Raw genomic sequence first — 13,779 nt, 5'->3', positions numbered from 1 at the left:
CGGAGTGCTTTTCCTTTTCGAGAGGCCCCCAGCTCTCTGTGCTTTTTGGGGAAAACCCCCCCCTCCCCGCCGTCGTACTTTGGAAAGATTTTAGTCCTGGAAGTATTCGATCTCGGCACCGATGGTGTTCAGACGCTCGGCCAGATCCTCGTAGCCGCGCTCGATCACGTAAATGTTGCGTAGCTCCGAAGTTCCCCTGGCAGCGAGCATGGCCAGCAGGATGCAGGCGGCCGGGCGCAGTGCGGGCGGGCAGCCAATTTCTGCGGCGCGCCAGGCAACCGGACCCTTGATGTCGATGCGGTGCGGATCCAACAAGCGGACGCCGGCGCCGAGGCGGTTTAGCTCCGTCAAGTAGATAGCGCGGCCTTCGTAGACCCAGTCATGGATCATGGTGGTGCCGTCCGCGCAGGAGGCGATCACGGCGAAAAACGGCAGGTTGTCAATGTTCAGGCCGGGAAACGGCATGGCATGGATCTTGTCCTGCGGGGCTTTAAGCTCAGACGGCAAGGTGGTGATGTCCACGAGCCGGGTCTTGCCGTTGCGGGCCATGTACTCGGGAGACTTCAGGTAGCGGAAGCCCATCTGTTCGAGCACCTTGAGTTCAATTTCCATGAACTCGATGGGCACGCGCGTCACGGTGACCTCGGACTTCGTCACGATCCCGGCGGTGATCAGGCTCATGGCCTCGATGGGATCCTCGGAGGGCGCGTACTCAATATCGACGTCTATGCGGGACTTGCCCTTGATGGTCAGTGTGGTGGAACCGACGCCGTCAACGCTGACGCCCAAACCCTGCAAATAGAAGCAGAGGTCCTGGACCATGTAGTTGGGGCTGGCGTTGCGGATCACGGTGGTGCCCTCGCGGTGCGCGGCGGCCATGATGGCGTTTTCGGTGACGGTATCGCCACGTTCGGTCAGTACAAAGGTGCGGTCTTCTGTGTCCGAGAGCGGCGCCTGCACTTGGTAGAAACCGTCGTGCGCGTTGACGTTTAGCCCGAATTCGCGCAGCGCCTGCATGTGCGGCTCCACGGTGCGGGTGCCGAGATCGCAGCCACCTGCGTAGGGGATGCGGTAAGTGTCTTCTTCATCCAGCAGCGGGCCCAACAGCATGATCACGCTGCGGGTGCGCTTGGCTGCGGCAATGTCCATGGCACCCAAATCCAGTACGGCGGGGCGGCGGATCAGCAGATCGTTGTCCGGAAGCCAAGTGCACTCAACGCCGATTGATGTCAGCAATTCCACAATGCGGTTGACTTCTTCGATGCGGGCTAGGCGTCGCAAGGTGGTGGTGCCGCGGTTGAGCAGGCTGGCACAGAGCAGGGCGACGCCGGCGTTCTTGCTGGTGTTCACCTCAACACTGCCAGAGAGCTGGTGACCACCATGGACGCGCAGATGCATGACGGCGCTCTTCGTGGGAGCCCCAAAGTTAAAGAGGTTTGCCTCGAGCAGAGTTTCCATCCGCTGGATCATTTTCAGGCTCAGATTCTGTTTGCCCTGTTCCATACGGGCCACCGCGCTTTGGCTGGTGCCCAAATGGGATGCCAATTCTCCCTGGGTCCAGCCCTTTTCAGTGCGCGCGTCCCGCACAAGTACGCCAACAGTTTCTGCAGCCATTTGATTCATAAGACCATTTATATCACGAGATGCATATTTCGCGTGTTTTTTGTGAGCTATCAGGCAATTACTATCCTTTTGGACCGAAAATAACCGTTACATGCGATAAATCAGAGGATCTCTGCCGCTCAGGGTATAGCCCCAACCTCTACGGTACCCCGCAGAGCGCTACAGCACCCGACAATAGCTAAACCGCGCCGGGACATTCACGCGATAGGCTGACCTCACACGATTTAGGAGGCCTCATGGCTCGTAAGGCAACCTCACAGGACGTCGCCAATCACGCTGGAGTTTCACGCAGCGCCGTGAGCTTTGTCTTGAATGGACGCGCCGATGGCAATATTGCCAAGGACAAGCAGCTGCGCATCCTTGCCGCAGCCAAGGAGCTCAACTACACGCCGAACGCCGTAGCCCGCTCCCTGCAGGCACAGCGCACCCACACCATTGGCGTTGTCACTGACTCCATTGCAGGCGGGCCGTTTGCCGGCAAGCTGCTCCAGGGTGCCAGCAATGCAGCGTTTAGTGCCGGCTATCTACTTCTTGTTATTGACACTGAAGGTGAAGAAGTCCGTGAAAACAGTGCCTTCACCACTCTCATCAACCGCCAAGTTGATGCCATGGTCTTTGCCTCCATGAGCCTTCGCGCACACCACCCCCACCCAAACATGAGCGGCGTGCCCGCGGTGCTGGCCAACAGCTTTGACCCCTCCGGCACTCTGCGCTCCATCATTCCCGACGAGGTCAACGGAGGCGGCGCCGCGGTTCAAGCCCTACTCGACGCCGGACACCACAAGATCGCTTATCTGTCCGGCACAGCCGAGCTGGTGGCCACCGAACGTCGAACTCAAGGCTTCAACACAGCTCTTGCCGCAGCTGGACTGGCACCCGTCAAGGCTCGAGAAACGGGCTGGGAGATTAATGATGGTTTCGCGGCCGCCATGCTTCTACTGGCAGACGACGCCGGTCACTCACCCAAGCGCGAACGACCCACGGGCATCGTCTGCGCCAATGACAGGGTTGCCGTAGGTGTCATGTTGGCGTGCGGGCAGTTGGGGCTACGAGTTCCCCAAGACCTGAGCATTGTCGGTTATGACGACGACGAACCACTCGCCAGAACCACGGAACCGGGGCTCACCACCGTGGCACTTCCTCACCGCGAAATGGGCGAGAAAGCTGTTGAGCTGCTGCTGGCAGACTTGGGTCATGGCGTCGGTACTCCAGCAGAACATCAACACGGTGAAACGATCATCATTCCCTGCCCCTTGGTGGTTCGCGGCTCAGTGGCTCCCCCGTCGCTGTAGCCGCTGTCACGGCCTGCCGAGGAACGAGGATGGGTCAGGTATGGGTGGGTAGACTCCCAGTTTCGTGTCGCAATCCTACGAGTCGCATCGTTGTCGATGAAAAGAGGAAATCAGAGTGTGGACGCACATTTTTTGCCTCCTAGCCTGACACTCTTGGAACCGCACGAGCGAGCTGGTGAAGGCACTCGCTGCCATCGTCGGGCCAGACGGAAACCCGCCGACCAAACCCGAGGGTACCTTAGAGCTTGCCAGCTCATAGGCGTTCGTCGCACAGAGATCCGATCAACGCGTTGTCTTGGCGAAAATCCGTCGTCTGGGCGAACAAGCAGAGTCATGCGACGCAGGACTTCTTAGATGCCCCCACATCACGGCAGTCTTTCGTCTGCAACAGCCATCTCGAAGCGAATGGTTGGCTGAGCTTTTCCATCACCCGGAACCGGACCGATTTGCGGGACGACACCCGAGCCGGCAAGCGTTGACTAGCTGAACTTGGCGATGGACGCAGCCAAGGTCTCCGCGGAGTGCTGCAATGCAGCGGCTTCACTCTCGTCCATGGGTGTGTCAATGATGCGCTGCACTCCGCCCGCCCCCACGATTGACGGCACGCTGAGGGCCACGCCGTCAATGCCACGGTAGCCATGCAACACGCTAGAAACGGGCAGTATGCTCCGCTCGTCCTGCAGCACCGCCTCAATGATGCGTGCACCCGAGAGTCCGATCGCATAGTTGGTGGCCCCCTTGCCGGCAATGACCGTGTAGGCGGCATGGACCACGTCATGAGTGAGTGTCTCGAGCCGTTCCCGCGGAAACAGCAGGCCCCCCGAGGAGTCGGTCCAGTCAGGGAGCGGGGTCTGCCCGATGGTCGCCGCGGACCACAACGGGAACTCCGTGTCGCCGTGCTCGCCAACAATCAGAGCGTGCACGCTTTGCGGGGCAACCCCGGCGGCTTCCGCCACGAGCCAGCGCAGCCGGGAGGAGTCCAGGACTGTTCCGGAGCTGAAGATGCGCCCCGGAGGCAGGTTCGTGATGCGCTCGGCCACGGCGGTGAGGACGTCGCACGGATTTGTCACGAGGATGAACACCGCATTGGGCGCCAGAGCAACCAGCTGAGGCAGCAATTTCTCCAGGATTCCCACGTTGACGGCCGCCAATTCAAGCCGGGTCTGGCCCGGCTCCTGCTTGGCACCTGCTGTGATGACGACGACGTCGGAGCCCGCCACAAGCTCGATGTCGCTGCCTCCTGCGATCCGGGAGGATCCAACGAACGGTGTGCCGTGGGCCAGGTCGAGGACCTCCGCCTCCACCTTGGCCGTGGCAATGTCATAAAGCACCACCTCGCGTGCGGAACCGCGAATCAAGGCTGCGTAGGCAAGGGAGGTGCCGACGCTGCCAGCGCCGACAATGGTGAGCTTGGTGCTGCGGGCAATTGTCATGCTCCCAGTATCCCCGTCCATCTCTAGGCCCGGGTTGCTGCACGGATTATTTCCCGTGTTGCACGGCACGCCAACTGCAGGGCCATCAAAGGGCGGCCCTGCAGTTGGCGTGCCGTTGGCGTGCCGTGCGGCTAAATGGCCAGCCCGTGAACGGTAGCTGCACCCCGGATTTCGAAGTGCGAGGTCGCCGTGGGGTACGCCCGCACCGTACGGGCGGTGCCGCCGTCAGCAAAGATTTCCACGAGCGAGCCGTCCACCAGAATGCGTCCGGCCGCGATGGCCGCAACAACTCTCTCCTGGCCACCGTCAACCAGCACCAGTTCCACGGCACTGTCAGCCGTCACGTCAAAGGCTCTGGCGGACGTCGGGACGGTGAATGAATCGGTATCGGCTGAAATGACGCCGTTACGCAGGGTGTTAACCTCGGCCACGGGCTCCGAGCGCAAGGCTCCGTCGCGGAAGGAAAGCACACGTGCATAGGTGAGTACGCCGGCCCAGCCTGAGGCGAGGATATCGGCGTCGTTCCTTGATTTTTCCCAGCTCCAGGCCCACATGAGCGTGCGCGGCTCCTCAGCTGTTCCGGCTACGACCTGCGGTGCGTAAAAATCGGGGCCATCATCGATCAAACCGCCGCCGGTGGGCAGGAATTTCAGTCCCGCCCCACCTTCGCTCAGCTCGCCCGTCAGGTAGGTGACGCGGTCAAGGCTGTGGTCGTCGCGGTTCCAGAGCGAGAGCATGAGCACCCACTGGCCGTCGATTTCGAACAGTTGCGGGCATTCCCAGATCTGCGCCGGAGCCCATTCTTGGGCCACACCCGAACCGCCGGTCACGAGCGGGCCTAGGTATTCCCACTGGGTCATGGTGTGGCAGCGGTAGAGCAGAATGGCGGGGGTACCATCCTTGTAACCAGCTCCCTGAATGGCGTACTGCGTGCCGTTGAACGTGAATAGGAAGGGGTCGCGGACATCGCCAATCTCTGGCTCGTCCGGCATACCTTCAATACCCTGTTGCTCCTGTTCCCACTCGATCAGGGTCCGGTCCGAGGTGGCCGTCATGACTTGTGAATCATGCTCCGTCTCGGCGATACCGGTGTAGTACGCGGTGGGCACATCTCCATCCAAAGCAATGACACCGGACCAGGCTCCGACGGCGTCCGCGGCACCCTTGCGCGGATACAGGCCGATGGGCTGCTGCGTCCAACGAACCAAATCGGTGGAGGTGGCGTGCCCCCAGTGGACGTTGCCGTGCGTGGGTGAGTCCGGGTTGAACTGGAAGAACAGGTGATGGACGCCGTCGACTTTGATGCAACCGTTGGGGTCATTGATCCAGCCCTGATCCGGGCGGCCATGCAGTGCCGGGAAGGCGGGGTCAGTTGTACTCACAGCTAATGCTCCTTGATGGGGGTTCGGGGTTTTCAGTTGCTTTTGGGTCTTTTGAGTCTTTTGAGTTTTTTGTTGCTGGGTCACTTGTTGATGCCAGCGGTCAGGCCTTCACGCAAATAGCGCTGGCCAAAGAGGAAGACCACCAGTGCCGGAATCATGGAGAGCACTACTCCTGCGAGCACGGTGGATACCGAGCCCGTGCCCATATTTCCTTGCAGCGAGACCAGACCTAGTGGCATGGTGAAGTTTTCCTCGCTAATGGTCATGATGAGCGGCCGGAAGAATTCATTCCAGTGGAAGTTGAAGGCGAGAATGCCCACAATGGCGAGTCCCGGCCAGGCCAGCGGGAGGTAAACGGAGCGGAAGGTACGCAAGGGGGATGCGCCGTCGATCGCTGCAGCTTCAGCCAGCTCACCGGGCAGCCCGATGAAGAATTGGCGCATCAAGAAGGTGCCAAACGCCGTCGGAATGGCCGGCAGGATCAAGGCCATCAGGGTATCCGAGAGGCCCATGCCGCGGATCAGCATGAAGACCGGAACAATGGTGACCTGCATGGGGACCATCATGGTGGCCAGAACGACGCTGAACAGTATGCCGCGACCCTTGAAGTCGATGCGGGCAAACACGTAGCCGGCCAGTGCCGCGGTGAACATTTGGCCCACAGCGATGATGCCGGTGACAAGGGCCGAGTTCCAGATCAGCAGCCACATATTCACCTGCGTGAACACATCTGTGTAGGAGCTGAAATCGAGGCCGCCGGAGAAGATCGAGCCGCCGGCGCCGAGCGATTCGGTGGGCGGGCGCATGGAGGTTAGCACGGTCCAAACCACGGGGCCAAGTGTCAAAAATGTTGCCACAATGAGGATTGCAGCGCGTCCGGCGGTGCGTCCGGTTACGTGGAATTTCTTGCGGGGCGCAGGGGTGCGGCCCGGTGCGGAACTGCTTTCTTTCAAGGAAATAGTAGTCATGGCACGGCTCCTAGTTGTAGTGCACGAAGCGACGTGAGAGGCGGAATTGGATGGCCGTCACCAGCATGATCAGCAGCGTCAGCACAATGCCGATGGCAAAAGCGCGGCCAAAGTCCAGCTGCTTGAAAGCTGTTTCGTAGATGACCATGACGGCGGTGCGGGTGGAATCGCCGGGCCCACCACGGGTGATCACGTAGGGCTGATCAAAGATCTGCAGAGCAGAAATAATCGCCATGACACTGGCTACCAACAGGGTGGGGCTCAGCAGCGGCAGCGTGATGTTTTTGAACTGCTTCCACCCCGTAGCTCCGTCGATGGAGGATGCCTCATACATTTCGGTGGGGATGGAGCTCAGGCCACCAATGATGAGCAGGAACGTGAACCCGAAGTTCTGCCACACATACACCAAAATGATCACGATCATGGCGCCGGCTTGCGAGGTCAGCCACGGCACAGCCGGGATACCAATCATGCCGATGACCTTATTGACCAGGCCAAAGTTCTGGTTGAACAAGTAGCTCATGATGATGGAAACACTGGAGGCTGAAAGAACTAGCGGGAAGAAGAACGCCGAGCGGAAGAACGTCCGCAACCAGCTGGGCATCCTTGACTGGATCAGCACGGCCAAGCCAATGGACACCGTCAGCTGGAGGCTGACGGCCACCACCACAAATCCCATGGTGTTCAGAAAGGCGGTTCTAACGGTGGGATCGGCGCCGATGGCAACAAAGTTGTCGACACCCACGAACTCCGGGGCACTGATGATGTCCCACCGGAAGAATGCCAGGGTCAGTGACGCCACAATGGGAACCAAAGTGAAGATAGCAATACCGATGATGGTGGGCGCTAGGAAGAGTGCGGCCAAGGCTTTGGCACCTTTTTCCTTGCCAGAGCCACGCTGTGCCGAGGTACGGCGGCCGGGGCCGCGGGGGCCGGCGCCCCGGGGGCTGGCGGGCACTGCGTCTGGCTGAGACGATTTCACTGTGGTGGACATCAGACCCTCCTCAGAGCCAGCTCGAGGTCACGCTGCAGCGTGGACAGGGCGGGCCGAACATTGGTTGCGGAGCCTGTGACGGCGCCGAGGACATTTTTGATCAGGGCACTTTCCACGGCCGCTTGCTGGGGCGGTGCGGGGATGGGTCCGGAGCTGGGGAACTTATCGAGCGTGTCGTAGAAGACCTGCCAGTGAGCCGGGCCCTTACCTGAATACAGCGCCTCATTGACCATGGAGCGGCGGGTAGGTGTGGTGTTGGGGTTCGGCATGGCCAACTCCATAGCTTCCTTGGACGCGCAGAACTTGATCCATTCCCACGCCTCATCCTTGCGCGTGGAGGTTTTCATAATGGCGTAGCCTGCGGCACCAAATTGGTGCCGCTGCGTCCGCCATTTCGGGAAGAACTGAACATCGAAAGCATCTTCAGCCATGCCCGCTTCGTGGAGTCCCTGCACCCAGTAGCCGCCGGCCGGTGTGGTGCCAATGAGGCCCGAGGCGAATTGGGCTACGAGTTCGTTGCCGCCGCCTTGTGCCGGGCTGGTGCCCAGGCCTTCGGACACGAGCGTGCGCAGGAACTCAAAGCTCTCTGCCACTCGGGGATCTTCGGCGTTGGGTTCTAGCCATTGGTAGCCGCCGGAGCGCATGCCACGCGTGGGATCGTTGGCGTAGAACTTGTCCCAGAACCAGTTGCCGCCTGTGCTCCGAGTTTCCTTGAGGAAGCTGGTGTCATTGGCATACAGCCAGGGCACCACGCCACCGAAGAGTCGGTTGGTCCAGTAGTACGGGACAAATTGCTTTCCACCAGATTTCTTCATGGCGGTGAGGGAATCGTAGAAATCGTGGTGCGTCCAGTTGTCCCCGGGCCGGGCCAGTCCTGCCTTTTCAAAGGCCCCGGTATTCATATACATATTGGCGCTGTTGAAATCTAGCGGCAGCTGGAACAGGCTGCCCTGGTACATGAACGCCTCAACCAGTGAGGGGTGCACATCGTCAAAGTAATCCTGCACGTCCGACTGGTCGCGCTTCACGTACGCATCCAGAGGTTCGGCTAGGCGCTCTGCAAAGAGCTGTGCGCCTTCTGTTGCTACCAGCACCACATCGGGCGATGTCCCGGCGGCCACCATGGTGAGGATCTTTGCGAAAAAATCGCCCCAGTCCGCACCCTGAATGGCCTGAATCCGTACCTTGATGTTCGGATGGGCTGCGGAGAATGCCTTCACTAGGTTGACACGGCTCGCAGCATCTTGGGCATTGCCAAGGATGGCAACGTTGAGCGAATCAGATCCCCGCCCAGGGATGTCTGATCCAGTCAGCCGGGGCCAGCTTGCCCCGACGGCACCCACGGAACCGATGCCCAGCAAACTCAGCATGGCCCGTCTTGATACATCACTCATGTTGCCTCCTCGCAACTACCTAACGCGTGTTAGGAAGCATGGCAGATCGACCTAACGCGTGTCAAGCATGAGGGTCGTCACATTTCGTGACTCTGCGTTTGAGGACATGTTGTGACTTGGGGGTCGTTATTACCATCCGCTCCCGGCCCGCCAGCAGCAAATGGTAATAACGACCCCCCAAGCCGGGAAAGTACCGTCTAGGGCAGCCGGGAACCGCACCTTCGGTTCTAGCCAAACACTGGATTCCAGGTGCCCAACAGAACGGCGGCACCGACGGAGACGCTAGCAATCAGCACACCGCCGGCGACCACCCAGAGGTCTCGCTGCGAATAGCTCGATTCTCGGGCCCAGGTGCGCGGGCCCGCGCTGAAGCCTTTAGCTTCCATGGCGACGGCCAGCCGAGTGGCACGCCGCACCGCCTGCACCAACAACGCCATGGCCTGACCCAGCTGAGCCTTGAGCCCACGAAAAAGACCCTTCCCGCCGCCCACTCCCCGCGCACGGCGAGCCATGCCCAGAGTTTGCCACTCGGTCACCAGCAGACCCACGAGCCGCATGGCTGCGAGCGCTCCAAGGACAAAGCGGTGCGGTAAACGCAGCTTTTGCGCCAGTGCATCCGCCAGATCTGTGGGGTCGGTGGAGGCCAGCACAATGATTCCGGGCAAGGCAATAGCCAAGCCACGTAAGGCGATGGCCACCCCCGCTTCCAGTGATCCGGTAGTGAACGTCACTGGACCCAGAGCCAACAGCAATTCGCCCGTTTTGGGAGCCAATAGGGCCGTTCCGTAGCCACCCACCACAGCTGCCACCAGGATGGGCCAGCCGCGTAGCAACAGCATCCGCAAACTCAACCCGGCCAGGGGCAGCACCGCGCACTCTAGAATCAGGGCGGAGGTGGCTGATACCCAATCCACGCTCATCAACAGCACAATGGTCAAGGCCATGCCAGCGCCCAGCTTGGCGAGCGGGTTGGCCCGTGCCAGCCATGCGTTGGAACGGGGTGTAGCAACGATGTCAACACTCATGGCTGCAACCTCGCGGTTGGCGCAGCTGGCGCGGTTGACGCAGTTGGCGCGGTTGATGCAGCTGGCGCATTAGCGAATCCACCCCGGCCTCCCTGGCTTCCCTGGCCTCCCATGACCAGCCGCTGTCCTCCCAGAACCGCGGTGAAGGCGGCATCGTGCGTCACCGAAACCACGGCGGTTCCCGCGTCCAACAGCTCGCTCAGCATGGAAGCTAGCTCAGCCCACGTGTTGGCGTCCTGACCAAACGTTGGCTCATCCAAAACTAATATCTGCGGGCTGGCCGCCAGCACGGTGGCCACGGACAGTCGGCGTTTTTCCCCGCCGGAAAGGGTGAACGGGTTCGCGTCCGCTAGATGTTCTAGCCGCAACCGCGCCAGTAATTCCTCGACCAACTCTCCACCGTGCCCCAGTATCCTCGGCGCGAACAGCAACTCCTCGCGCACAGTGTGAGCAACGAATTGATGCTCAGGTTCCTGAAAAACCGTGCCGATCCTGCTAATCAATTCACGCCCGCGCCACGACAACGGCCGACTCCCGGCCCCCCGAGCCAACTCGGGCAAAGCATCCAAACGGCCACCAGCAGGGGCCAACAATCCGGCCAGGGTCAGCGCCAGCGTTGACTTGCCAGCACCATTGGGCCCGGTCACACTGAGCGCTTGCCCGGCCCTCACCTCAACAGAAGGTACGACGGCGACCGGCACCACCGGGCGACGCTTACGTCCCTTGGTGCGGGAGAGCGCAAGATCTTCCGCTTCGAGCAGGAGGTGCGCCCCGGCGTCGAACGTTTCTAGGCTTGAGGCAGTCCGCGGCCGCACCGCCGGGAGGTAGCCCGGGACCCAAATCCCCGCCGCCGCCAGCAGCTCCCGGCTTTGAGCAAGAACTGTTGCGGGCGGGCCGTCGAAGAGGACCCCGCCGGGTTGCCCCAGAGCTGCGGGGGCCAGAACCACGATCCGATCCACCACGTCCAGCCAGACCGAGACCCTGTGTTCGACAACCACCAGCGTGGCTCCGGATTCATCGAGGCTGCGGCGCACAGCATCACGCACCTCCACCACACCGGCCGGATCAAGGTTGGCGGTTGGCTCATCCAGCAGCAACAGGCCCGGGCGCATGGCCAGCATTCCAGCCAGACCAAGGCGTTGCTTCTGGCCACCAGAGAGCGAAGAGCTGGGATGATCCAAGGGCAGCTCCAGGCCCACGGATTCCAGAGCTGCACCTACGCGGCGCCAAATTTCCTCACGCGGAACGCAGAGGTTCTCGGCGCCAAACGCGACGTCGTCTCCGATCCGCGAGAGCACCACCTGAGCATCCGGGTCCTGCTGCATGAGGCCAGAACGGCCACGGGATTCTGACACGGGAGCGCCGTCGATGAGCAATATGCCCGATTCGTTGGCGTCCTCATCATCACCTAAAACACCAGCCAAAGCGTGCAGCAGAGTGGACTTTCCGGCACCGGAAGGGCCCAACAGCAAGACGCGCTCCCCCGGTTCAATCTGAAGATCTAAGCCCGCAACGGCACGGCCGCTACGGCCCGAATGCTGCCAGCCCCACCCTTTGGCGCTCACTTTCGCCGGGGTACTGCCCCGGTTGCGCTCGATACTCACGGCCTAGACCGCGCGTTCGGTGGCTGCTCCACGAGAGGGCAGACTTGCCAGAGCGCCGGTTCTCGCCAGACCACGCACGGCCAACCAGGACACCAACCCAGCAATGACGACACCGGAGACCATGGCCAGAGCTACGTAGACGAGCTTCCATTGCATGGCCCACTCGATGTTCCAGACAATACTGTCGTTGATACCCAAGGCCAAGCCCGCCAATGCGCCGGAAATCAGAGCCACGGGAAGGTTGAATTTGCGGTAGCGGAACAGCGCGAAGCCCAGCTCGGCACCAAGGCCCTGAACCAGACCGGACAGCAGCACCGTAAAACCAAAGTGCGTACCCAGCAGTCCCTCCACCATGGCGGCGATGAGCTCGCAATACAGTGCTGCCCCGGGTTTGCGGATAACCAGTCCGCCCAAGACGCCGGCGATCAACCAGCCACCGCCGTACAGCGCTCCAAGCGGCGGGAAGGCCACGGTGATGGCGCTGGTCAGCCCGTACCCAGCTGACCATAGCCAGAAGATGACGCCCAAGGCAACGCCGAGAACAGAGACCACAACGATGTCTACGACCCGCCACGTGCTTTTACGTTGTTGCGCCGTTTGGGGGGCCTGCTTACTGGGTTGCGTGGCGTTTCCGCCCGCGAATGACTTGCTCATGATTCCTCCTTTTCAGGAGGGGCGGCTACAGCGGTATTTCCGCGCAGCCGAAGAGAACTCGACTCCCTTCGCCGGTACTAACCGGAGCAGGTTCGAGGGTCTGCGGCGAACCGCACTCTCAGCGTCTAATCCCAGGATGGGATGACGCTCCCCTGTCGTGTTTGAATTGCGGATTCAGTGTACCCCCAGGCCCTGCTGGGGACCAATGGGGACCATAACACTGGCCCTACCGTAGCGAAATATGCACCAGGACATGAGGCCCCTGCGCAGCGGGCAACAGCTGTTGCCCCGGCAAAAGCGCTAGGCTGACACTAGAGTTTTTCCCGCGCAAGCCCAGTCAACTTCACTTAACCACGCAGGAGTCATTGATGAACATCGTCTTCAAATTGCTCGGAACCGGCATCAGCTTGGGCGCCGGATTTGCGGCCAGCAAGCTCGTGGACACGGTCTGGGAGAAGAGCACCGGTAACAAGCCGCCCAAGGATGGTGCAGATCTGGAGAACAGCCTCCGCTCCGCGCTCACTTTTGCATTGGTTTCCGCAGTGGTTGCCGCCATCATCCAGACCCTGGCCGGACGCACCACGCAGAAGGCCATCGCCCGCTTCAACAAGCATCCCGAAGAGGTCTAAGGAGCGGTTGCGCACCACCGGGGCGTCATTCACCGTCACGTCTGATCTGCGAATTTGATCACGTACGACGGCGGCTGGCGCCTTTGGCGTTTAACCGGCGGCTACGCGGTTTACTCCGAAGAGACGTCCCCCTGAAAGACGCCCCACAGCCCTTCAGTGGGTGTTGTCCTCTTCCACCACGGAAGCCACAACCTGGTCCAGCTCGTCAAGACTGAGCAATTCCGGGCGACGATGTTTGGTGCGGTATCCAGCCCTGCCCACCATGTGCGCGGACACCGGAACCGTGAGCAGCTGAAACAGCCAGGCTACGACGAGAAGCGGCAGCAAAGCCCAAGCACGCATTTGCAGTCCAACAGCCGCCAACATCAGCAACAACCCCAAGACTTGAGGCTTGGTGGCAGCGTGCATGCGGCTCATGAGGTCAGGAAATCGCAGCAGGCCGATAGCTGCTGCAAGACTCATCAGGGCGCCTACCAAGAGGCAGATCGCCGTCAGCACATCTATGAACGTGTTCATCCGTCATCCCTCTTGTGTGCCACAAATCGGGCCACCGTGACGGAACCAATAAAGCCGATCACCGTCAACACCACCAGCAGCGCCAAATTGTCGATGTGGTGGTTGATGGCCATTTCGGTTGCGAGTGCGGCACCGAAAATGGCGAGCAGCACGTCGGCTGCGATCACGCGGTCTAGCAGGGACGGCCCGGCGGCAATCCTGTAAATGGTGCCGGCAGCCGCGAGTGCCAGCAGCGCAACAACAATGATGACAACAACATTCATGG

The 13,779-nt window shown here is 60.9% G+C and carries 13 protein-coding genes and 1 riboswitch; of the genes, 2 read left to right on the top strand and 11 right to left on the bottom strand.

Annotated features, from left to right (window positions below):
• Positions 1–90: 90 nt before the first annotated feature.
• Positions 91–1,623: a UDP-N-acetylglucosamine 1-carboxyvinyltransferase gene (locus ACX80D_RS08015; protein WP_459322111.1), complete on the bottom strand. Its 1,533-nt coding sequence runs from the start codon at positions 1,621–1,623 to the stop codon at positions 91–93.
• Between the two features lie 236 nt (positions 1,624–1,859).
• Here ACX80D_RS08015 and ACX80D_RS08010 point away from each other — a divergent pair, with 236 nt between their 5' ends.
• Positions 1,860–2,915 carry a LacI family DNA-binding transcriptional regulator gene (locus ACX80D_RS08010; protein WP_459322110.1) on the top strand — a complete coding sequence of 352 codons (1,056 nt, stop codon included), beginning with the start codon at positions 1,860–1,862 and terminating at the stop codon, positions 2,913–2,915.
• A gap of 479 nt (positions 2,916–3,394) precedes the next feature.
• Here the strand turns inward: ACX80D_RS08010 and ACX80D_RS08005 are convergent, their stop codons facing one another.
• The 8 genes from ACX80D_RS08005 to ACX80D_RS07970 form a co-directional block, all read right to left on the bottom strand.
• A complete protein-coding gene (locus ACX80D_RS08005; RefSeq protein WP_459322109.1) occupies positions 3,395–4,348 on the bottom strand; it encodes an L-lactate dehydrogenase in 954 nt (317 codons plus the stop codon).
• Positions 4,349–4,479: 131 nt separating this feature from the next.
• On the bottom strand, positions 4,480–5,730 hold the full coding sequence (locus tag ACX80D_RS08000; RefSeq protein ID WP_459322108.1) for a glycoside hydrolase family 32 protein: 1,251 nt from the start codon (positions 5,728–5,730) through the stop codon (positions 4,480–4,482).
• 80 nt (positions 5,731–5,810) lie between these two features.
• Positions 5,811–6,698: a carbohydrate ABC transporter permease gene (locus ACX80D_RS07995; RefSeq protein ID WP_459322107.1), complete on the bottom strand. Its 888-nt coding sequence runs from the start codon at positions 6,696–6,698 to the stop codon at positions 5,811–5,813.
• Positions 6,699–6,708: 10 nt separating this feature from the next.
• The gene (locus ACX80D_RS07990) at positions 6,709–7,692 is read right to left on the bottom strand and encodes a carbohydrate ABC transporter permease (RefSeq protein ID WP_459322106.1); all 984 of its coding nucleotides are present in this window, start codon (positions 7,690–7,692) and stop codon (positions 6,709–6,711) included.
• Positions 7,692–9,086, bottom strand: coding sequence for an extracellular solute-binding protein (locus ACX80D_RS07985; protein ID WP_459322105.1), 1,395 nt, complete (start codon positions 9,084–9,086; stop codon positions 7,692–7,694). Before ACX80D_RS07985 ends, ACX80D_RS07990 begins: the two co-directional genes overlap by 1 nt.
• A gap of 227 nt (positions 9,087–9,313) precedes the next feature.
• A complete protein-coding gene (locus ACX80D_RS07980) occupies positions 9,314–10,111 on the bottom strand; it encodes an energy-coupling factor transporter transmembrane component T family protein (protein WP_459322104.1) in 798 nt (265 codons plus the stop codon).
• On the bottom strand, positions 10,108–11,676 hold the full coding sequence (locus ACX80D_RS07975; protein WP_459322103.1) for an ABC transporter ATP-binding protein: 1,569 nt from the start codon (positions 11,674–11,676) through the stop codon (positions 10,108–10,110). Before ACX80D_RS07975 ends, ACX80D_RS07980 begins: the two co-directional genes overlap by 4 nt.
• A 42-nt stretch (positions 11,677–11,718) precedes the next feature.
• On the bottom strand, positions 11,719–12,369 hold the full coding sequence (locus tag ACX80D_RS07970; RefSeq protein ID WP_459322102.1) for an ECF transporter S component: 651 nt from the start codon (positions 12,367–12,369) through the stop codon (positions 11,719–11,721).
• 46 nt (positions 12,370–12,415) lie between these two features.
• Positions 12,416–12,533: riboswitch (TPP riboswitch) on the bottom strand.
• A gap of 204 nt (positions 12,534–12,737) precedes the next feature.
• Between ACX80D_RS07970 and ACX80D_RS07965 the strand changes: the two genes are divergently transcribed.
• Positions 12,738–12,998: a DUF4235 domain-containing protein gene (locus ACX80D_RS07965; protein WP_459322101.1), complete on the top strand. Its 261-nt coding sequence runs from the start codon at positions 12,738–12,740 to the stop codon at positions 12,996–12,998.
• Between the two features lie 153 nt (positions 12,999–13,151).
• On the opposite strand, the gene mnhG is transcribed toward ACX80D_RS07965, so the two are convergent.
• Positions 13,152–13,514, bottom strand: coding sequence for a monovalent cation/H(+) antiporter subunit G (gene mnhG / locus ACX80D_RS07960; RefSeq protein ID WP_459322100.1), 363 nt, complete (start codon positions 13,512–13,514; stop codon positions 13,152–13,154).
• Positions 13,511–13,777 carry a monovalent cation/H+ antiporter complex subunit F gene (locus ACX80D_RS07955; protein ID WP_459322123.1) on the bottom strand — a complete coding sequence of 89 codons (267 nt, stop codon included), beginning with the start codon at positions 13,775–13,777 and terminating at the stop codon, positions 13,511–13,513. The genes mnhG and ACX80D_RS07955 overlap by 4 nt, the downstream gene beginning before the upstream one ends.
• Between the last annotated feature and the right edge of the window lie 2 nt (positions 13,778–13,779).

The organism is Arthrobacter sp. Sr24, assembly GCF_054511175.1.
Note: the sequence above shows the minus strand (reverse complement) of the source record. Positions and strands in the feature narration are given on the sequence as shown.

Coding starts and splice junctions, on each gene's coding strand:
- ACX80D_RS07955 (WP_459322123.1), bottom strand. CDS start 13,777: ATGAATGTTGTTGTCATCATTGTTGTTGCGCTGCTGGCACTCGCGGCT.
- ACX80D_RS07980 (WP_459322104.1), bottom strand. CDS start 10,111: ATGAGTGTTGACATCGTTGCTACACCCCGTTCCAACGCATGGCTGGCA.
- ACX80D_RS07965 (WP_459322101.1), top strand. CDS start 12,738: ATGAACATCGTCTTCAAATTGCTCGGAACCGGCATCAGCTTGGGCGCC.
- ACX80D_RS08005 (WP_459322109.1), bottom strand. CDS start 4,348: ATGACAATTGCCCGCAGCACCAAGCTCACCATTGTCGGCGCTGGCAGC.
- ACX80D_RS08015 (WP_459322111.1), bottom strand. CDS start 1,623: ATGAATCAAATGGCTGCAGAAACTGTTGGCGTACTTGTGCGGGACGCG.
- ACX80D_RS07985 (WP_459322105.1), bottom strand. CDS start 9,086: ATGAGTGATGTATCAAGACGGGCCATGCTGAGTTTGCTGGGCATCGGT.
- ACX80D_RS07990 (WP_459322106.1), bottom strand. CDS start 7,692: ATGTCCACCACAGTGAAATCGTCTCAGCCAGACGCAGTGCCCGCCAGC.
- ACX80D_RS08010 (WP_459322110.1), top strand. CDS start 1,860: ATGGCTCGTAAGGCAACCTCACAGGACGTCGCCAATCACGCTGGAGTT.
- ACX80D_RS07970 (WP_459322102.1), bottom strand. CDS start 12,369: ATGAGCAAGTCATTCGCGGGCGGAAACGCCACGCAACCCAGTAAGCAG.
- mnhG (WP_459322100.1), bottom strand. CDS start 13,514: ATGAACACGTTCATAGATGTGCTGACGGCGATCTGCCTCTTGGTAGGC.
- ACX80D_RS07995 (WP_459322107.1), bottom strand. CDS start 6,698: ATGACTACTATTTCCTTGAAAGAAAGCAGTTCCGCACCGGGCCGCACC.